This window comes from Pseudomonas sp. PP3 (assembly GCF_905336995.1).
Lineage (GTDB): Bacteria > Pseudomonadota > Gammaproteobacteria > Pseudomonadales > Pseudomonadaceae > Aquipseudomonas > Aquipseudomonas reinekei.
In genome coordinates, this window is sequence record NZ_HG995459.1 from 4536864 (window position 1) to 4555978 (window position 19115).

Consider the following 19115-nt stretch of genomic DNA (forward strand, 5'->3'; position numbering starts at 1 on the left):
CTGCGTTTCTCGCGGAGCAAAAGTCCTGTATCCAGGCGTCGAATGGTCTTTCAACGTGCTTAGTCCATCTGGCCCACCACTAGGCTTCACTAAATGATCCAGTGGGCCAGATAACTGTTCAATTCCCGACGTCTGTGCATTGATGGACGTCGGCCCTACGGCTCTGCGCCGTTGGATAGATCAAGTTCATAAAGAGCGCCAGAAAAGTACACGCACCGCGTTGACCTTGGTGCTCAACCTCACTAGCATGTCGGCTGAGCGATAACCTGGATCGCGCGGTCGGCACGCAAAGACTACGTCGCAGGCGATACACCCTCCCTATTCTCACGCAATCGACAGTCGTCATTCGCGGGCAGCCGACACCGCTATCGACCGGAGCTTGCGATGATTCTTCCAATTTTCCCCGCTGATCTTGAACGCAAAACAGGCATGAAGAGTGCCGCGCGCTTCCTTTTTAAAACGTGGCCTGGCGTAAAGCCGATCATGCATACGCAGGCACTGAATCTTCTCGCCAAGGGTCTTGGGTATGACAGCTACCACCACGCCAAGAAGCTTTCATCGTCATGGACTGATGCTCGGCCGGACATCGATATCCACTCGATTGAGTGGAATCTTTCGCGCGTACTCAGCGAGGAATTTCAGGCATCCGACAATCCTAGGGTGTTCATCGATCTAGGTAATCTCCATGCCTACATTCAAACCATCCCCTTGCATCACCTGACCGTCTTCAAACGCTTTCCAGAGCTGCTCGAGAGGGAGCATTGGTTTCGGCTCCCTCCTCACGACGAACAATCGCCCTTCGGGAGGTATCAACATAGTCCGGTCATCCCACTTGAGACCAGCTGGCGAATTTCCGAGAACAACGGCAGTGACGAGCCGGGCTATGCATCACCGAGGGATTGACGCGGCTACAATGTCGCGCTCCTCGTGAAATAGATGCTCGCCTGACTGCCTGCTTGAGCCTGGCCTAGGTGGCACGCTGGGCGATGGTGTGCGAGCCTTCTAAGGCCTACTCAGCACTGCCGTCGCCTCAGCCTCAATCGCCGTCTACATCCATGGCTACATTTCGTAGCACAAATCCACATTTGACATCTGGCGGTGATTCGGACGCTACAAACTGATCGAATCCTTCGATTTTACAAAATATTGATATGCGCCATTGTAACGCCACTATTAGGTGATAGGATTCGAGCTTCCCCACGGATGGAATAGACAGATGAAGGCGCTGATCGACGTTATACCCACGGCTGAGCAGCTTGCGCTGTTCTCCCGAGTCACATCTGGCGTTGATGTGATTCGAGGAGCCGCAGGAAGTGGGAAGACGACTACAGCCCTCCTCAAGCTGCGCACCAGCGTGGCGTTCTATTTGAATCGCGCGCGGCGGCAAGCTGAACCGCGACCTGTGAAAGTCTTGGTACTGACGTTCAACAGAACGCTTCGTGGCTACATAAACGAACTCACCGAGCGGCAACTTGGTCAAGAGCCTCTCATTTCGCTGGAAATAGCCACCTTCAACAAATGGGCCCAGCGTTTGACCGGCGCCCGGAACATTCTCGATCTGGAAGTTGCATCAGCCCATCTCCGACGACTCGCCGCTGCCGCAGGGCTTGAGTCTGAATTCGTTGTTGAGGAAGCTCAGTACGTTCTTGGTCGTTTCCACATTGATGAATTGGACGACTACTTGTCTGCACGTCGAGATGGACGAGGCGTGACGCCTCGGATGGAACGTCCGGCCAGGCAGCAGCTCCTTGAGCTCGTCATCCGACCCTATCTTGAATTCAAAGCAGAGCATGAACGGGTAGATTGGGGGGATCTGGCGTGCGACCTAAGCAACACCCAGCTTGAGCAATACGACGTAATCGTGGTGGACGAGACCCAGGATTTCTCGGCAAATGAGGTACGAGCGGTGCTCAATCAGCGCTCGGCGGACGCCTCAGTGACCTTCGTACTCGATAGTGCTCAACGCATCTATTCACGCAACTTCACGTGGGTTGAGGTCGGGGTAAACCTGCGCCCGGAAAAGAGCCATACCCTGCAGACCAACTACCGGAACACCCGTCAGATTGCTCAGTTCGCGAGTGCCATGCTCACAGGGCTCCCGATCGACGACAACGGGACGATGCCAAATTACGCCACCGCAAGGGCTGATGGGCCGAAACCGATCGTCTTGAGAGGCTCGTACCCGAATCAGGTACGCGGAGCGATAGAGTTCCTTCGCGACATTGATCTCACCCAACAATCTGTAGCGTTTTTGCACTACAAAGGCTGGTTTCGGGATCTGATACCCGCTCTGAATCGTGCGGGTCTGCCCTTCGTCAATCTGACCGGCTCTCCTGTATGGCCAGAGGGGCCTGAGAACATTGCATTGTGTACGCTGCACTCCAGTAAGGGCTTGGAGTTCGATCACGTCATCATGATAGGCCTGGACGGTTCTGTTCTTCAGGTAGACATGCCTGGTGATGAGGATCAAATCGATGTGGCAGAACACGAACCATCAGCGCGGCTGCGCCGCCTGGTCGCAATGGGCGTGGGAAGGGCCAGGGAAAGCGTCCTGATTGGATTCAAGCCATCCGATGCGCCGGACATTATGCATTTCGTAGATGATGATCTGTATGAAGGCCGGGACGTATGACTATTCAGCAGCTTATTGCGGAGCGCGGCATCGAGTCCATCCTCCACTTCACCACCAATCGCGGCTCCCTTGGGCTCTTTGCATCAAGGGCGCTCAAATCTCGCCAGCGCCTTAACGCAGATCAACAGCTCAAGCACATCTTCCAACCTAATGCGCGCTACCGAGACAAGGATCGGGCCTGGCTGGATTATGCCAACCTTTCCGTCAGCCAAATCAATACCGCGTTCTTCAGAACGTGCTCCGGTAGCTGGCATAAGGAGAAGGATTTTTTCTGGTGCATTCTGGATTTCACGCCTGAAATACTGCTTCACGATGATGTCTGGTTCACGACGACGAACAACATCTATACCAACGTCGAGCGTGCAAAGGGCCCTGAAGGGTTGGAAGCCATATTCCAGACCCCAATTCATCAGTACTTAGCAAACTACTCACATCGTTCCGCCAATCATCCGAGTAATCTCCCGACCTGCAACCAAGCCGAGATCCTGTATCCCCAAGAACTGTCGACAGACCATTTGCAACGTATCTACGTGCGTTGCGACAATGACAGTGACGAGCTAGCGGGTCAGATGGCTGCAACGGGGCATTCCCCTGTCAACGTAGTGGTTAGGCCAGAGCTGTTTGAAGGGATCAGGTGAGTAGAGCAATGTCAGAAAATAGGCTGCAACGCACAATTTCATCGGCGCTATGGGCAGCCTACGGCGACGCCATGGGATTCCCGACGGAGCTCGCTTCCGAAAACCTTGTCAGCGAACGACTCGGTCAGCCACGCTCAACCAGAACGGAGCAATGGCAGAGGATTATCGGCGGAAGATTCGGCGCTCAGGTCGTCCTTCCCGCAGGAAGCTATTCAGACGATACTCAACTGCGTCTTTCGACCAGTCGCGCGATCTCGGGTCAAGGATATTTTGATGTAGAGGCATTTGCCAAAATAGAACTGCCTATTTGGCAGGTCTATGCGCTGGGAGCCGGACGAGGAAGCAAGTCAGCAGCGAGCTCACTCTGCAATCGGAGCACGAACTGGTTCAGCAACTTCTTCAACGGGTATGTGAATGGCGGCGGCAACGGTGCAGCGATGCGCGTCCAACCTCACGTATGGGCCGCTGCAGACGTTACAAACAAGCCTTCGTATCTGGTTGATGTCATCCGTAACGCCATTTGTACCCATGGACACATGCGGGGTATCGCGGGGGCTGTTGTGCATGCAGTTTCTCTAGCCCACGTATTCCAACACGGGCGTGTGCCCAGTGAAACAGAGTGGTTCCAATTTACATCCGATATCCGGAGTATCCCTTCTCTGATCAGAAGCGACTCGGAGCTCGCAACGTTCTGGGCGCCTACGTGGGAAAAGGCTAGTAACACGTCGCTTCAAATTGCTGTGGATCAGGTTGCGGCTGAATGGGAAGCTTCTGTTGGTAACGCGGTTAATTGCCTGGCCAACAAATTGGCATCACCTGCTGAGCTCTATGTTGAGATAGTCACCAGCGACAAGGGACTGAGCGCCGAAGAAAGAGGCTCAGGACTCAAATGTGCCCTGTTCGCAAACGTCGCAGCACTTCTGGGTCAGCGAGTAGGCTCCCAGGAGATCATTGAGCAGGTAGTCAATTTGCTTAACAGCGATACTGATACGATCGCGACCATGGCGGGTGCATTGATAGGCGCTGCACACCCAGATGTCAGATGCTTGGGTGAAATCCAAGATGAAACTTACCTGCGCCAAGAAGCAAAGCGCCTGTACGCTATCAGTCAAGGTGGACGTGCTGAGAGCTTTACCTACCCAGACATGCTCTATTGGCAAGCCCCTAGGGCTGTGATTGATTCGTTGGAAGCCACGCCAGCAGGCCTCGAACTCTTGGGCTTGGGCAAGGTTAAACCGTCTGGCCGAATCTTCTCCGGCAAACAAAAGTCGGCAGTGTGGCAATGGTTTACGGGTGATTGGGGTCAGACATTGCTCATTCGCTGTCGCCCTGCACTATTAGGTAACGAAGATGCCGTAGTCGAAACTCGAAAGGCATCGCGCCCGGTGAGTAATACGGTCGATATGTTTGATGAGCCCACTACGGTCAGTGAGAAACAACCAGCCGTTGAAGCGCCTATTCAACGTCATAATGTATTGCCCGAGGTGAGTGCTCCTCCTTTAGAGTCGGTACAGCCTGTACAACCGATACTACCCACGGCGCATGCTGACTACGTCGCTCCGCGCGAGACGGGATCTCTTGAGCCTGGCAGTCACCACTACGGTGGCCAGCCACAAGACAGCATCGCCCCGCCCGACCTGGATGCACTGACCAATGAGGCGATCAAGACATTTGATCCAACGGTCATAGGCCAGCACTTGTTAGACCTTTCTGAATTCCCCAATGGGATTTATCTATGTGTGGCCTACTCATCGATCATCGCTAAGGCACGTGTGGCGCGTCTGCGCAGCAAACGTAAAGAGCAGGCCTGACTGACTCAGGAAGAATTCGTTGGGGATCCTCGTCATTGGGATCCAGGTCATCCAGGATGCGAATGCTGGATGACCTGAGCAGGATATGGAGCGCGCCACGACTACACCGGTACGTGTCACATTTCCTGCGGCTCTTTCCCCTATCCGGAATGAGTTCTGACAAGTCGAAGCGGGGAAACCGGTATGTTCAGCAAATACCGTCCACTGACCCATTCAGGCGTCAGTCCTGATGCAACCAGCACCTTCTTCCAACTGGTGTAGTCGAGTAAGTCCAAAGCCCGCTGGACGAGCATGGGGGCCTCTAATGGGAGAAGATCGTCGTATTCTTCAAACTTGGTGAATCCCTTGCGACTGAGGTGCGTAAACCCCGACTTCGCCTGCTCAGCAGTGAGCAGATCAAGCGCCCTACCCCGATAGATCAACGCTTTAAAACTCACCTTCCAGCGCAACTTGAGTTCCTTCAGGGCATGCCAGTTAAGGTACCGACCTCGCATCGAGGGGAATTCAGAAGCAAAGCTTGCTCGCGGCATCAACAGCGCGCTAGCGAACTGGTTCGCCTGATCTTCGGTGTGCCGGCAGCCGGTCTCGATTCCTTGATGCATGACCAGATGACCGAGCTCATGGGCCAGATCAAATCGCTGGCGGCCTGGGCTACTTTTGGCAGTACTACGAACGATCAAGGGCCGTTTGTTGAACAGTGAAAACGCATCCACGCGCTCGTCGACATCGGCAAGATTGACGACGAGAACACCCACTTTTTCCGCCAGCTTGGTCATGCTGGATATAGGGCCTAGGCCCAGGCCATGGTCGCGGCGAAACTTCTCAGCAATTCTCTCACTTTCCCCTGCCGTAGGCGTCGGCCCGTCGTAAGGTTTGAAACTAACCGGCGGAAAGGCAACCTCCTTCTCAAGCTCATCGACCAACAGCTCAAACATTTCCACCTGAGCGGCAACTGTCTTTTTTAGCGTTTGAGATGAGGAGCGCACACTACGAAAATGGCACTGTTCAAGGTCTACCGAACCCCGACGTGCAGTGAAAAAGAATCGCTCATCAACGCCGAGCAGATCGCTCAGCTGCTTAAGCTGAGTAGAAGAAGGAATCGCGTTGATTTCAAGCTTGTGGGCGTACTGTCGGGTGACAGCGAGCAGGTCGCCGATGTCAGCCAGTGAACGGCCCGCAGCGCATCGCGCGAGCCGAAGCTTGTCTGGGGAAAACTCATCCCCAAACGGCAAAAAGCCATTTTTATCATTCATCGATCTGGTCAGCGTCTTCTATCGGTACATTCCGGTCGGCATCTTTGTCCCTGCGAGTAGGGAATTGTTCCGGGATATCCACTTCCACGGGCAAATCGATCGTACGAACGGACTGAAGTGGTATGTAGTCATGCATCCACTGGCAAACGACATTCTGATTGGTATCAAGTCCGAGCACCGTCACCGTTAGCTTCGGGTCTTCCATATTGCCATCGCTGTCGACATACAGGCGCCAAGTCAGATTGCTATCGCTTGAGGGGCCCAGCAGACTCGCTTGATACAGCTCGACTCGACTAGCGGCCATGCGGTGAGCTTTCTTGCGCACATCAGGATCGTCCATAACGACCTGCATCAGCACACCATTGACGCTCGGGGTGTAGTCCATCGTGCTGTTGGCGAGTTTAAACCAAGGCAGCGATTTATCACGATGCATGGTTTTGAAACGACCATGCACGCGCCCATAAAGCAATGTCCCAACCGTCCAGTTCGTGTCGTCGTCCGTTGATGCCGCCACCAAGGCGCGATAGGCCGCGTCCAGTACGTTATTGCATACGATCGCCAGATATTCGGGGGTCAACTTAGACTCGAAATCACTTGGATGCTGGGTTTGGGCCATGCATGGCACTCCTAAAAGCGTGCAGAAACGAACGACTGTCAACCGGCATTTTTGTGCAAAATTCGGGTTATGTCAACTGCATTGACATCGCACGCTTGAAGCGACAGTGACATGCGCGAGAGCCTAGGCACAGTGGATGAAGATGACTGAGCGTTCACGGAACACACTATGCACATAACATCCGGCCACCCCAGACCAGTTTATCGTTCCGGATCCTGGGAAGGTTGCGCGAGGGTCACCCTGACGCCTCGGTAGACAAGCCTCACTCAGCAGTCATCAATAAACTCCTACTCGAAGGCTTGCCCCACTTCAATGCCAGGGGATGGCATGCAGGCTTGTATGACAATCGACCGAAATCACTTAAGCAAACGCTAGAATCGTTGGGCAAGGTTTGGCTGGGTATCTATAACCGAGGGATAGACGATGCGAGAAATGTTGCTTCCATCATTCAGGAGATGCTTGGCTTACTAAACCGGGCCTTAGGCCCGAAGGAGCGATAGCTGCAATCAATTTCAGCTGCCATTACTGAGTGACCGCGCGATCAAGCACATCGTAGCGCCCGCTTAACAATTGACCTATTCGACCAAGGACTGCTTCTTCAGGCTGCTAATCCTTAAGGGCGATTTTTCCTAGACAGATCACAAAGCTATGCTAACTTTGAAAAAATCGATTTCCTGGATCGAGCGGTCGGTTCGCAATAGGCCATGGGCCTCAGGTTGTCATGATCTACTCCGTAGGCATTCGACAATAGTCAGAGGGCAGCCGACACCCTGACGCATTGGAGAAATGCCATGCGCTTTCCGATCTACACCTTCGATCTAACTCCAAAACGCCGATTCAAACGTATTGCAAACGTGCTTCGGCGTCACTGGCCTATCGCTAACGATATCAGCCACATGACCGCGCAAGAGATTCTGGCTCGAGGGTTGGGCTATCGCGATTTTCACGATGTGTCGCAATCTTCAAAAAATTGCTCGCCGGATGCACCTGTCCCTACTCTTCCAGAGGTAAGGGACAACGTCAGCACATCTATTTTTCAGTTTCTCAAATCCAGCAACGCCGCAGGTATCGACGACAGTGATATCGAGGGTTTGGTCATGTTATTGCCGCTGCATGAACTTCTGGCTTTCCACAGCTTCAGGCAAGGGCAAACGGCTGACATAGGTAAGACACATAGCCATGGTTCGAAAGTGCGTTCAAGGCAAAAATCCGCAGGAGCGGCTCGAGGCGTAATTCACGAAGCATCAGATTCTTCAGGCACTGTGCCCTCGAACTCCGCGCCTTTCGACGAATCAAAAAAATTTCTGAGTGAGCATGAGCTTGATGCCATCGCGGAGGTAGTCCACCGCAAAGCCATCCTTCGTGATCGAGTTTTGTGTTCGGTGCTGCTCTCTGGTATCCGACAATCTGAATTACTCCGGCTCAGAGTCGAAAACGTAAGCTACACCAATCATAAGGTGATGCTGGACTTACCATCCACCAAAGCGGACGCGAACCGGCAACGAAGCATTTTGACTCCTATCGATGCAGGGTTAGTTCATAGGTACATTGAAAGAAATGCGTTGTCTCACGGAGATTACCTGTTTCCATCCAGCAAGAACGGTGCCTATCCAATGACCACCTTTGAATTGAATAAAATTTTGCGCTCCTGGTTATTGGAAGCACAAATTGATCCGACGGGAGTATCGGTTCATGCAATGCGACTTTCAGTGATCGTTCGATTCATCCGAGCTATTACAGAGTCAACGCAGGCAACCGTGGCCAATTTGGTAGGCCATATCCCTTCCGAAATGTCGCGTTATTACCAATCTTCGCGAAATAAGAAGCCGAGAGCATAAGGCATCAAAGGAGGTGCCAAGCTTCAGTCGAATGGGGCTCGGTCGCCTCCAAGTTACTCAATTCCGAGTAGGCCCTTACCCGCCAGCGGCATTCGAATCAGCTATTGACCACAGCCGACAATGTCTGAGGTAGGAGCAATAGACGGTTTCAACTAATAGGCGCGAATCCATGCGTAGCCGGGCCAACCGGCCCGAAGAATCGACCTCCCCGTGGTGGCCACCTCATACCGCCGCCTAGCGATGGGCAAGCGATGACTCGAGCTCAGAATGATTTGAACGCAATCTCTCCTCTCACCGCCCGCGAGGTCTGCCAAGTGCTGACGGACGTCGCGCTTGGCGAACGCATCATGATGCGAAGCTCGATTCAATCATGGGATGAGATCTATCACGGCCTCATGCTCGTGGAAATTGATAGCTGGCAGCTCACACTCTTCAATGACTGTGACACCCTGGACTACTGCGAGTACTGCAGGTCGCCTGATGGTAGAGTCGGGACACTCGAACTCTGGCTGCGCGACGGAGCTGATCCGGTCGAAATGTTAGAATCCTCGCAGCGTGAGCGGCTAGAAAGTTTGCTTACCGAAATATAAAAGCCGAGCGATGCCGAGTTCGCCGGTTGGTATCAAGCAAAAAGCGAATGCATGGCTAAGCCCACGCTAAGTCGCCGTGACCGAATTCGTCACGAAGACAACTGGCGCATAATTTTCGACGAGAGCAATGGATATGCGCAAGAAATCTCAATCATGGTTAATCCCCCTCTTGATTCTTTTTGCTGTCCTGTGGGCAACGAGCAAAAATGACACACCTCCTGCCCATGTTCAGCCCAGCGCCCAGAGCACACCAAACACGCTAATTCCCACGTCACCTATTCCTGCACCTGCACCTCCAACGATCAGTATGTGAGCGCAGACAAACTCAACATTCGAGATCAACCAGGCGGAAAAGTCATTTTCAACCTGCTACGTGGTGACAAGGTGCAGATCTATGCAAAACGAAACGATTGGGTGCGCATAAGCATTGATAGCCAACCAGCTAAGTGGCTGTCTTCAAAAAGCCTTTGCAGCGGATCGAATTGCTACGTTGCATCTCAACCAAAACCAGCGCGGCCTGCACCGCAACCTGCCCGTAGATCAGCCCCTGAATATGGCTCTTCCTGTCTTTGTTCTTCCGGCAGTGTATGCATTGGCCCGAGAGGTGGTAGGTACTGCATCACATCAGGCGGGAACAAGCGTTATGGCGTTTGAAACCGTTAGTTTTAGTCGTGCCTAATCGGTAATGCTCGAACGGGTCTAAAGAAATGGGGACTTGCTCAAAAGCCGCCATCTATTGATGGCGTTCGGAGACCACGCGTCAGAAAGCACCAATAAAATCATCGTCGAATAATGGGGTGGTGACGGTGCGATTCGAATTCCTGATGAGGCGCTGCGCCCCCCCCCTCCACCCACTGCTGCATCGGATGACCATCTGCGCACTACCGCTCCAAGAATCGCTTTCTACATTGAATGACTCAATCTCAGGATGATCCGGATCGCCAAAGGAAGAGCGATGTACAAATGGAGCGTGAGCGAAATCGAGGCCATTTCGACAATCCGATCCCAACTTACCTCCCAATCAAAATGGCCTGTTACCACTCGGACGGCCTGATCATCGATCCAATCGAGATTTGGTAGAGGGGGACGTTCAGATTCAGGGAGGTCGCCCAATAAGGCCCAAATCCAACCGTAACGTTCCAATGTTGGATATGCATCGACTCGGGCCTTTGCTGGAATTCGCAGGTTTGGCTGCGCAGGTACATGCGTACAGATCCATCCGCTCCAAACCGCCAACTGTGATATGGACACAGTACGCTGTCTCCGAGCTTGCTGCCGGCGGACATCATCTCGCCCTCGAGGGCGCTATTATGGAGTTCACAAACTGTGTTGGGCTGCGTGGGTCTCTGAGTCTGAGCAGAACTTTCTGCCCGACAATCTTCACGTATTAGACGGCAATTGCGGCGTATCGGGATTGAGTTGCTGGCGTCTGAATTGTCCCGGGGGCTGCCCATGTATCTGGCGAAAGCGTCGGGAAAAATAAGCTTCATCAGCGAAACCGCAGAGTCTCGCCACTTCCCCCACGGGTCGTGTTCCATTGAGCAAAAAATTGCGCGCCGCGTGCATCCTGCGCTCGAGCACCAGTTCGGTGAACGTCTTGCCAATTTCCTTGCGCAACCAGTGCGTCAGGTACGTCGGTGAAAGGTAGGTCGCGGCAGCAACCTTGATCAGGTTGAGATCGGGGTCAGCGATATTCTTGCGCAAGTATTCGGACATCCTGCTCAGAGCGTCACGTCGGCTGGCTTCAGCGGCATTTTCTTCGGCCAACCGTTTGAGCGGCTCGGCGTACAAGGCACAGACGCTGCCCACCATTTGCAGAAGCAGCCCCTTGAGCATCTCGCGGGTACCGAACTGACGGTTTCCATCCAGCACTCGCATCTTTTCGATCAAGGCACAAACGCGGCTGAAATCCACGTCGCCCAGAATGAAATCCAGATGCTCCTGAAAGCGGAACGGCGACAACTCGGGCGCCAGGAGAATCGAGACTTCCTCTAGATCCATCGGGTCGCACTGCAAGTGCGGTAGCAGAAAGGTCTGGGAAAAATTGATGACCATGAAATTGCTGTCGGCTGGATGCGGAATCACGTGCACGCGATGCGGCAGGATGAAGGCCAGCGTGTTGCGCGGGAACGGACGCACGACGTTGCCGATGTGCTGCACGGTATCGCCACCCAGGTTGACCTGGATCTGAAAGTACTCGTGTCGATGCGGACTTGTTTCCGCGTGCCGTCCTTTTTTGTCGCGGATATAGAAGTCCGTCAGTTCGCTGCGTTGCTGCATGACATAGGTGGGTACTCGGCTCGGTGACGACATCGCCTGAGGATCCTCGACAGGTACATTGGACAGGTTGTCGTCGCGCGGGGATACAGGCGGCGACGTGTGTGATTGTGTAGGCGGACACGATTGAATATCAACAAGTCATAGGATGACACCGAAAATCATAAAAATAATTGTATGAGTGTGTGCTACGTCGACTGTCCAAAAAACGACGTCAAGCCAAAAACTTAAAACCTAACAAAAACATATAGTTAATGTTCATATTCAGCAAAAAAATAGAAAACTGATGATTTTCTTTTTCTTGGACACCTGCGTTAAAGACTGTTTTGAAGAGAAAAAACGATCTAACGCCTCCGTTGATTGGAAATGGTTGTACGACCACTGTGATAGCCAATGCAGCCCAACCCTTCCAAAAACAATCAAAAGGTGCGCACCCATGAACCAGCATTTGTCCCTCTCGACTCCTCCCCGATTGCCCTGGCCGAAGGCGTATATGAGCGCCTGACAGCGGCTGTTCGCGCTTCTCATCAAGTAGCGATTGCTGTGCCCCGGCACTGGGGGCATCGGCTTCGGCTACGCGCGGACATCTCGATTCTTCTAACAATAAAAAGGTCTACTCATGTCGAACTCGCAAACCTCCCCGTCCACCGCGCCGTCGGTGGGTGTCGGCGCCCGGGACGCCGTGCTGCCTCAGCGACTGCCAACGCGTCGACGCTGGTTCATGCTCTCCCTATTGCTGATTGCCACCATCATCAACTACATCGACCGTGTGAACATCTCGATTGCGGCTCCGTTCCTGGCCAAGGATCTGGGCCTGGACAAGATCGAAATGGGGCTGATTTTTTCCGCGTTTGCTTGGACTTACGCCCTCGCCCTAGTGCCCGCCGGGTTTGTGGCCGATCGCTTCGGCTCCCGATTTACCTACGGCGTATCGCTGATCAGTTGGTCGACCGTCACAGTGTGCCAGGGCTTCGCCACGGGCTTCGCGTCGCTGTTCGGGCTGCGCCTGGCGGTCGGCGCCATGGAGGCCCCGGCCTTTCCGGCAAACAGCCGCGCGGTGACGGTGTGGTTCCCGGCCCGGGAACGGGGCATGGCCAGCAGCATTTACGTGTGCGGCCAGTATCTGGGCACGGCGCTGTTTACCGGCGTGCTGTTATGGCTGGCGACAACCTATGACTGGCGTCATGTGTTCTACAGCACCGGGGCACTCGGCATTGTCTTCGGTGTGGCCTGGCTGTACTTGTACCGCGATCCGCTGAACTGCAAAAAAGTCAGCAAGGAAGAACTGAAGTACATCGAATCCGGCGGTGGCCTGGTCAAGAGCAGCCAGGAACGTACCAAATTCAACTGGCGGCAGATCGCCGAGCTGTTCAGCTATCGGCAGATCTGGGCGATTTGCATCGGCAAGTTCGCCAGCACCTCGGCGCTGTACTTCTTCCTCACCTGGTTCCCGACGTACCTGATCGAAGAACGCAAGCTGACCATGATCAAGGCCGGGATTTTCGCGGTACTGCCGTTCGTAGGCGCGACGGTCGGCATTTTGCTCGCCGGCATCGTCTCCGACCTGCTTATCCGTCGCGGCTATTCAATGTCTTTCGCTCGAAAGCTGCCCTTGGTCGTCGGATCGATGCTGGGGATGTCGATCGTCCTGGTGAATTTCACCGACTCGAATGTGATCTGCATTGCCGTGCTGACCATCGCCTTTTTCGCCCAGGGCATCGCTTCATCGTCGTGGGCCGCAGTGTCGGAAGTGGCGCCCAAGGAACTGATCGGCCTGACCGGCGGGGTCACCAGTCTGGCCGCCAATATCGGCGGGATCGTCACCCCGATCGTGATCGGCGGCATCGTCCACGCGACCGGCACGTTTGCCTACGCCTTCTGGTTCATTGGCGGCGTGGCGCTGATTGGCACCTTGTCCTACTCGTTGCTCCTCGGTCGCTTGTATCGCATCGAACTCAAGATGCGCTGAGCTTAGAAAAGCGTTTTTCTCCAACATCAAGCGGCTTTCGTCCAACTTCGCAAAACGAAGCCGCCTTAGGCTGATGCTTCCAACAGGACAACGACAAAAATGACTATGACCGAATACGTTTTCACTCCGGATTTGCCCGTAACCTTACCGGTCGCCGGTAGCCAGCAGCGCTTTCCCGTTGGCCGGGTTTTTTGCGTCGGCCGCAACTACCCCTGGCCAGACACCCAAGGCCAGTCCCGCCAACCGCCTGTGTTCTTCATGAAACCGGCGAGCAACGTGATTGATGCGCAGGGTGAAGTGGCGTTCCCACCGTTGACCGAAGAGTTCGCCCACGAAATCGAACTGGTTGTGGCCATTGGTGAAGGTGGCGCGAACATTCCGGAGAGCCAGGCCCTGGCATATGTATGGGGCTACGCCGCCGGACTCGACTTGACTCGACGTGATGTCCAGCGCTTGGCCAAGAGCAATGGTTTGCCTTGGGAAGGTGCCAAGGTATTCGACGGCGCCGCACCCATGACCGCCATTGTGCAGGTCACTCGCACAGGGCATCCCGATGGGGAGTTGTGGTTGAACGTCAATGGCGAGGAACGCCAGCGCGACAGCCTCGACAGCCAGATCTGGTCTGTCAGTGAAATCATCAGCCGTATCTCACAATGCGTAGCTCTCAGAGCCGGCGACCTGATCATGACCGGCAGCCCGGCAGGGGTCGATGTGCTGCAACCCGGCGACATTATCAACGCCGGAATCGATGGCGTCGGTCAACTGGAAATGCGCGTCGGTCAGCGTCCTTGACCCCGGCATCCCCTCGAATTGAATAAGGAGAAAACAACATGAAGAGTCCTTTGAAAGTAGCCCTGGTGACTGGCGCCGGCAGCGGAATCGGCCGCGCCGTGGCCCTCAGTTTGTTGGCCGACGGCTTCACCCTGGTGTTTGCCGGACGCCGAACGGAGCCATTACAAGCCCTGGTCGAACTGGCGGCCAGCGAAGGACGCGAAGCGTTGGCAGTGCCCACCGATGTGCGCGATCCGGCCAGTGTCGATGCACTGTTTGCAACCATCGCGGAGGTGTACGGACGCCTGGACGTTGTGTTCAACAACGCCGGGGTCAATGCCCCCGCCGTTCCACTGGATGAACTGACATTCGAGCAGTGGCGAAACGTGATCGACACCAACCTCAACGGCGTTTTCCTCTGTGCCCGCGGCGCCTTCGGATTGATGCGCCGGCAACTGCCACAAGGCGGTCGCATCATCAACAACGGTTCGATTTCAGCCCATACCCCACGACCGTTCAGCAGCGCTTACACCGCCAGCAAACATGCGGTGCTGGGACTGACCAAGTCACTGGCCCTGGACGGGCGAGAATTCAACATCGCCTGCAGTCAGATAGACATCGGTAACGCATTGACCGAAATGTCGGTGCGCATGACCAAAGGCGTGCGCCAGGCCAATGGCACCATCGCGATAGAACCAATGGTGGACGTCAAGCATGTGGCCGATGCCGTTCGCTACATCGCCGGTCTGCCCCTGGAAGCGAACGTCCTGAACATGACGGTCATGGCCAGCGCCATGCCGTTTGCCGGTCGCGGCTGAACTCGCCATTCCATTTCGTTATTCGAGGTTTACATGAAGCCAGAAGTCTTGCAGCTCAGCCCGATCCTGATCCCTGAAATCAACACCCGGCTCAGTGAACTGTTTACGGTCAGACGTTACTTCGAGCAGGCCGACAAGCCGGCCTATTTGCAGGAACATGGCGTGAACATTCGCGGCGTGATTACCGGCGGGCATACCGGAATCAGCCAGGCTCTGATGGCGCAACTGCCCAACCTGGAAGTGGTGGCGGTCAACGGCGTGGGCACCGACGCGGTGGATCTGGCTTACGCACGGGATCGTGGGATCCGCGTAACTGCGACCATCGGCGCGCTGACCGAAGATGTCGCCGATCTCGCGATCGGATTGCTGATTGCCGTATGTCGTGGGTTATGCACCAGTGATCGTTACGTGCGCTCGGGCCAATGGCCCCACAGTGCGACGCCGTTAGCACCGTTGCCATTGGCCCGCCAGGTCTCCGGCATGCGCATCGGGATCGTCGGCATGGGACGGGTCGGCCGCGCAGTGGCGACCCGTGCAGCGGCGTTCGGCTGCCCGATCAGTTACACCGACCTGCAGCCGATGAGCGATGTGAACCACACCTTCATCGCCGATCTGCAGCAACTGGCTAGCGACAGTGACGCGCTGATTCTCGCGGCCGCCGCCGACAAGGCAGAAGCCATCATCGATGCCCAGGTGCTGCAAGCTCTGGGCAAGGGCGGGTATTTGATCAACGTGGCTCGTGGCAAACTCGTCAACGAGGCTGATCTGGTGTCTGCACTGGCTGCCGGCGAGATCGCAGGAGCGGCGCTGGATGTGTTTGTCGACGAGCCGAACGTTCCCGAAGCGCTGTACGGCAACGAGCAAGTGGTACTGCAGCCACACCGCGCCAGCGCAACGCTGCAGACCCGAACGCGAATGGGCGAGATGGTGGTGGCGAGTCTGGTTGACAGTTTTGCCGGGAAAATACCGCAGGTGTGTGTGACCGGCTGAATATCGGCCACCCTGGGGGAGTAGCGATCCTTCAGAGGTGGTCTGGGGTCATCTATCGATGAACTCTCTTGCAGTGGCTGCCAATTGGCTGCCCACGTTGGCTTTTAGTAATTCGATGTATCGGTTGATCTTTGCATCGACAAACTGGCGGGAAGTGTAAACCGCATAAACATTGCGCTCGTAGGTATGGTACTCAGGTAAAACCCGTACTAGTTTCCCCGAGCGCAAATCGTCGATGGCCGAGAATCCAGCCAACAAACCTATCCCCGCTCCGGATCGAACAGCGACCGCCATTGCGTCCATATCATTCACGCTAAAGCTTGGGCCGGTGGGCACGAAAGTGGCGGTGCCGGACTTGCTCTTCATCTGCCATTCATCCCGCGCATAATCAACCGTTCCCAGCAACAGACACTGATGATCGTTGAGATCTTCTGGCTCTACTGGTGCCGCATGCTGTGCCAAATAATCGGGGGACGCGACCAGCACGCAATGACTGGCCGGGAGCTAGGAGCTTTCATTGAGCAATATCCAGACGCGGCGTGGGCATCTTGGGGTGACTACGATGCAAGACAGCTTGAGCGTGATGCCGGAGTCGCTGCGTGCCCTTCCCTGCTCGCCGGCCTGCAGCACTTCAACGTCAGCAAGTGGAATAAAGGCCTATACGACGATCAGCCGAAAAGTCTTAAGCAAACAGTAGAGTCGTTGGGCTTGGTTTGGCTGGATACGTATCACCGAGGGATAGACGATGCGAGAAATGTGGCTTCCATCGTGAAGGAAATGCTTAGCTAATTGATGAGCCGGGCCTTAAGGCCCGAAGGATCGACCAGCCCGTTGACGCCACTTCATACCGCAGCTTAGCTATGGGCAGCGACGACGCGAGCGCAGATTACTTTGAACACAACCCCCTCAAGGGCCCGAAATAACCATGGGCCTGGAACGTGCAACGCTCCCTAATCACACGCTCCTCTTCGCTCGATAGGCCTCAACAAGGGCTTCAAAATCATTAGGCCAGTGCAATACACGCGCCCAAAACTTGGCGCTCGTAGCTACACCCTCATGAGTTGACCTTGGTCATTTATCCACGGCTCCTGAGTCGCGGTATAAATCGGTTGCGCGGTCTGAGCCACCAGATACCCTGCGATCCAAAGATGCTTCGCTATCCAGAACGCTTCATCAAAATTGAACGCAAAAGCTCTATCGTCAATACCTAAGCATGGAAGATTAAGGTCATCATCCAAGCAAATCACGAGCTTGTAATAAATCGCTTCCCCATGGCGCAGTTCTGATTGCCTAAATGAACCGGAAGCGCAAAATTCAACTCCTTTGCTTTCGGACTCATAGGTCTGCAATGAATATCGCTCAGCAGAGAGCGATCGCGCTTGAAACAACCGGAACCAGGAGGCCTGAGCCTCTAATTGCGCAACACATTCCGCGCTAGCTTGGAAAATTCCAAGATCCGCGTATTTTAACAACATCCTCACAAGATTTTTTGTCACCTCAGCGCATTGCTGAGCGGTTAAACAATACTCCGAATGATCAAGGACGAGCGACACATTGCCATCCATAATTTCAACAGAGGCCAAGTACGGCGCACTATCAGGATAACCGTGCCTGCTAATCAAGCGTTCAGCCTTAAAAACAACTTTGTTTGCAGCCAAAGCCTCAGTATTCATATGCACCCACCAAATAGCATTACTGCATATATGATCGGATCGATTTGCTTAAACCTTTAGCGACAAACACGAATTAATTTTCAAGCGTGAACCGGAAGACGGAGGCGCTCCTAGCCTTAAGCTTGATGATTATCCGGATCTGTAAGGTGCCATTGAGAATCTACAGGCAGGAACTGCTTGCCAGCTCATAGCAACGGAGACCAAACGTGAGGAGGTAAAGTGGAGCCGGGCTAAAGCCCGAAAGAGCGATAACCAAAGTAGCTTTAGCTCCGCAGCCGAACACATCGCCTATCGAATCTCACATGTGCCACCCGCGCAATGTATGGCGACCGCAGTCAGTCATAGAGCGAGTGCTGCCTCGATCAAGCGTGCATTAGGTACGGCTCGGCGCACGTCTTCTATGGCGCCCTCAATTGCTTCATGTGCAGAGGGTGCTTCACGGACAAACTCTAACGCCAGTCGACTTGGTTGCCCGACTCCAACCAACGCATCATCACAACCTGCTTCCGCCAAGCGACCCATAATCGCATCCATATCGTTGTCGTCAGACGGCAATTGGTATGCCAGGGTGAAAGTACATTCCATCTCTAATCATTCGCTTCAGCAGACTCTTGATTGGTGTTTAGTTTTGCGGGATACAACGAGCAGTTGCTCAAAGGTTGGGTCGGTTTGATCGATGACAGCACCATACTACTGTCTCTGGTCAGTGCCCCGACGTCATTCAAGCTGACTCAGCCGGGCCCGTCGGCCCGAAGCAGCGACTTTTAGAAATGCAACCACACACCGCCTACTGCTGAGCCGGCCTCCCCGCAAAGGCGAGCGCATTGCACTGTCATAAATTGTCTCAGCTGAAGCCCGTCCAGTTCTTGAAATCGTCTTGTTTTGCCGGTACTTCTAGGCCACCAATGTCATGCACGGAAAGCAACCATGCACGAAAGATTCAGAGTCATCGAGACCACCACCTTGGACGATGGCAGCAAGCGATACAGGGTCGTTGATCTTGTAGAGGGAGGCTCAGCCAGCAAAAATGGTGTGTTCGAGGTTAGGACAGAGGCTGAGACCGTGTGCTCAGCGCTGAACGCTGAAGGCCCTAAATCAGCGGATAAAAACCGTGCTGCATCTGCAACCTCGCTCTGACCTGGCTGTTAGTTTTGAGCCAGGAGATCACAAAGCTTTCTTTGTGGAAGAGCTAGAGGGAAGACATGGATTCACGCCCTGAAAGCATGCTTTGCAGCTGCT

Annotated in this window: 17 protein-coding genes and 1 pseudogene; 11 read left to right on the forward strand and 7 right to left on the reverse strand. The window is 54.4% G+C overall.

Features of this window, described 5'->3' with window-relative positions:
* Window positions 1-384: 384 nt before the first annotated feature.
* The 4 genes from KHO07_RS20705 (at window position 385) to KHO07_RS20720 (ending at window position 5081) form a co-directional block, all read left to right on the forward strand.
* Complete coding sequence (locus KHO07_RS20705; RefSeq protein ID WP_212625369.1) at window positions 385-903, forward strand: hypothetical protein; 519 nt, start codon at window positions 385-387, stop codon at window positions 901-903.
* Window positions 904-1216: 313 nt separating this feature from the next.
* Complete coding sequence (locus tag KHO07_RS20710; RefSeq protein ID WP_212625370.1) at window positions 1217-2632, forward strand: AAA family ATPase; 1416 nt, start codon at window positions 1217-1219, stop codon at window positions 2630-2632.
* Complete coding sequence (locus KHO07_RS20715) at window positions 2629-3270, forward strand: DarT ssDNA thymidine ADP-ribosyltransferase family protein (protein WP_212625371.1); 642 nt, start codon at window positions 2629-2631, stop codon at window positions 3268-3270. The genes KHO07_RS20710 and KHO07_RS20715 overlap by 4 nt, the downstream gene beginning before the upstream one ends.
* Before the next feature lie 8 nt (window positions 3271-3278).
* Complete coding sequence (locus KHO07_RS20720) at window positions 3279-5081, forward strand: ADP-ribosylglycohydrolase family protein (protein ID WP_212625372.1); 1803 nt, start codon at window positions 3279-3281, stop codon at window positions 5079-5081.
* Window positions 5082-5221: 140 nt separating this feature from the next.
* Here the strand turns inward: KHO07_RS20720 and KHO07_RS20725 are convergent, their stop codons facing one another.
* Together KHO07_RS20725 and KHO07_RS20730 are read right to left on the reverse strand one after the other, a co-directional pair.
* Window positions 5222-6334, reverse strand: coding sequence for an XRE family transcriptional regulator (locus KHO07_RS20725; RefSeq protein ID WP_212625373.1), 1113 nt, complete (start codon window positions 6332-6334; stop codon window positions 5222-5224).
* On the reverse strand, window positions 6327-6950 hold the full coding sequence (locus KHO07_RS20730) for a hypothetical protein (protein WP_212625374.1): 624 nt from the start codon (window positions 6948-6950) through the stop codon (window positions 6327-6329). The genes KHO07_RS20725 and KHO07_RS20730 overlap by 8 nt, the downstream gene beginning before the upstream one ends.
* A 791-nt stretch (window positions 6951-7741) precedes the next feature.
* Here KHO07_RS20730 and KHO07_RS20735 point away from each other — a divergent pair.
* From KHO07_RS20735 to KHO07_RS29250, 3 genes are all read left to right on the forward strand, one after another.
* Entirely contained in the window at window positions 7742-8788 is a 1047-nt protein-coding gene (locus KHO07_RS20735; protein WP_212625375.1) for a tyrosine-type recombinase/integrase, read from the forward strand.
* Between the two features lie 251 nt (window positions 8789-9039).
* Window positions 9040-9378, forward strand: coding sequence for a hypothetical protein (locus tag KHO07_RS20740; RefSeq protein WP_212625376.1), 339 nt, complete (start codon window positions 9040-9042; stop codon window positions 9376-9378).
* A 309-nt stretch (window positions 9379-9687) separates the two neighbouring features.
* Entirely contained in the window at window positions 9688-10032 is a 345-nt protein-coding gene (locus tag KHO07_RS29250) for an SH3 domain-containing protein (RefSeq protein ID WP_348532530.1), read from the forward strand.
* 106 nt (window positions 10033-10138) lie between these two features.
* Here the strand turns inward: KHO07_RS29250 and KHO07_RS29255 are convergent, their stop codons facing one another.
* Together KHO07_RS29255 and KHO07_RS20750 are read right to left on the reverse strand one after the other, a co-directional pair.
* Window positions 10139-10399 (reverse strand): hypothetical protein, encoded by a 261-nt coding sequence (locus KHO07_RS29255; protein ID WP_348532531.1) that lies wholly within the window; start codon window positions 10397-10399, stop codon window positions 10139-10141.
* Between the two features lie 359 nt (window positions 10400-10758).
* Entirely contained in the window at window positions 10759-11691 is a 933-nt protein-coding gene (locus KHO07_RS20750; RefSeq protein WP_212625377.1) for an AraC family transcriptional regulator, read from the reverse strand.
* Between the two features lie 583 nt (window positions 11692-12274).
* Between KHO07_RS20750 and KHO07_RS20755 the strand changes: the two genes are divergently transcribed.
* The 4 genes from KHO07_RS20755 to KHO07_RS20770 all read left to right on the forward strand — a co-directional run bounded on the left by KHO07_RS20755 (window position 12275) and on the right by KHO07_RS20770 (window position 16203).
* Window positions 12275-13624, forward strand: a complete 1350-nt coding sequence (locus tag KHO07_RS20755; RefSeq protein ID WP_212625378.1) for an MFS transporter — start codon at window positions 12275-12277, stop codon at window positions 13622-13624.
* Between the two features lie 99 nt (window positions 13625-13723).
* On the forward strand, window positions 13724-14416 hold the full coding sequence (locus KHO07_RS20760; RefSeq protein ID WP_212625379.1) for a fumarylacetoacetate hydrolase family protein: 693 nt from the start codon (window positions 13724-13726) through the stop codon (window positions 14414-14416).
* 38 nt (window positions 14417-14454) lie between these two features.
* On the forward strand, window positions 14455-15213 hold the full coding sequence (locus KHO07_RS20765) for an SDR family oxidoreductase (RefSeq protein ID WP_212625380.1): 759 nt from the start codon (window positions 14455-14457) through the stop codon (window positions 15211-15213).
* A 33-nt stretch (window positions 15214-15246) separates the two neighbouring features.
* Complete coding sequence (locus KHO07_RS20770; RefSeq protein WP_212625381.1) at window positions 15247-16203, forward strand: 2-hydroxyacid dehydrogenase; 957 nt, start codon at window positions 15247-15249, stop codon at window positions 16201-16203.
* A gap of 48 nt (window positions 16204-16251) precedes the next feature.
* Here KHO07_RS20770 and KHO07_RS20775 read toward each other — a convergent pair whose 3' ends face one another.
* The 3 genes and pseudogenes from KHO07_RS20775 to KHO07_RS29260 form a co-directional block, all read right to left on the reverse strand.
* Window positions 16252-16689 (reverse strand): substrate binding domain-containing protein, encoded by a 438-nt coding sequence (locus KHO07_RS20775; RefSeq protein ID WP_244858236.1) that lies wholly within the window; start codon window positions 16687-16689, stop codon window positions 16252-16254.
* Between the two features lie 560 nt (window positions 16690-17249).
* A complete protein-coding gene (locus KHO07_RS20780) occupies window positions 17250-17876 on the reverse strand; it encodes a hypothetical protein (RefSeq protein ID WP_212625382.1) in 627 nt (208 codons plus the stop codon).
* Between the two features lie 342 nt (window positions 17877-18218).
* Window positions 18219-18461, reverse strand: a pseudogene (locus KHO07_RS29260) (hypothetical protein); the annotation flags it as partial.
* Window positions 18462-19115: the final 654 nt, after the last annotated feature.

What these genes read in the sequence shown, in the direction of transcription:
- KHO07_RS20705 (WP_212625369.1), top strand. Translation starts at nt 385, where the DNA reads ATGATTCTTCCAATTTTCCCCGCTGATCTTGAACGCAAAACAGGCATG.
- KHO07_RS20710 (WP_212625370.1), top strand. Translation starts at nt 1,217, where the DNA reads ATGAAGGCGCTGATCGACGTTATACCCACGGCTGAGCAGCTTGCGCTG.
- KHO07_RS20715 (WP_212625371.1), top strand. Translation starts at nt 2,629, where the DNA reads ATGACTATTCAGCAGCTTATTGCGGAGCGCGGCATCGAGTCCATCCTC.
- KHO07_RS20720 (WP_212625372.1), top strand. Translation starts at nt 3,279, where the DNA reads ATGTCAGAAAATAGGCTGCAACGCACAATTTCATCGGCGCTATGGGCA.
- KHO07_RS20725 (WP_212625373.1), bottom strand. Translation starts at nt 6,334, where the DNA reads ATGAATGATAAAAATGGCTTTTTGCCGTTTGGGGATGAGTTTTCCCCA.
- KHO07_RS20730 (WP_212625374.1), bottom strand. Translation starts at nt 6,950, where the DNA reads ATGGCCCAAACCCAGCATCCAAGTGATTTCGAGTCTAAGTTGACCCCC.
- KHO07_RS20735 (WP_212625375.1), top strand. Translation starts at nt 7,742, where the DNA reads ATGCGCTTTCCGATCTACACCTTCGATCTAACTCCAAAACGCCGATTC.
- KHO07_RS20740 (WP_212625376.1), top strand. Translation starts at nt 9,040, where the DNA reads ATGACTCGAGCTCAGAATGATTTGAACGCAATCTCTCCTCTCACCGCC.
- KHO07_RS20750 (WP_212625377.1), bottom strand. Translation starts at nt 11,691, where the DNA reads ATGTCGTCACCGAGCCGAGTACCCACCTATGTCATGCAGCAACGCAGC.
- KHO07_RS20755 (WP_212625378.1), top strand. Translation starts at nt 12,275, where the DNA reads ATGTCGAACTCGCAAACCTCCCCGTCCACCGCGCCGTCGGTGGGTGTC.
- KHO07_RS20760 (WP_212625379.1), top strand. Translation starts at nt 13,724, where the DNA reads ATGACTATGACCGAATACGTTTTCACTCCGGATTTGCCCGTAACCTTA.
- KHO07_RS20765 (WP_212625380.1), top strand. Translation starts at nt 14,455, where the DNA reads ATGAAGAGTCCTTTGAAAGTAGCCCTGGTGACTGGCGCCGGCAGCGGA.
- KHO07_RS20770 (WP_212625381.1), top strand. Translation starts at nt 15,247, where the DNA reads ATGAAGCCAGAAGTCTTGCAGCTCAGCCCGATCCTGATCCCTGAAATC.
- KHO07_RS20780 (WP_212625382.1), bottom strand. Translation starts at nt 17,876, where the DNA reads ATGAATACTGAGGCTTTGGCTGCAAACAAAGTTGTTTTTAAGGCTGAA.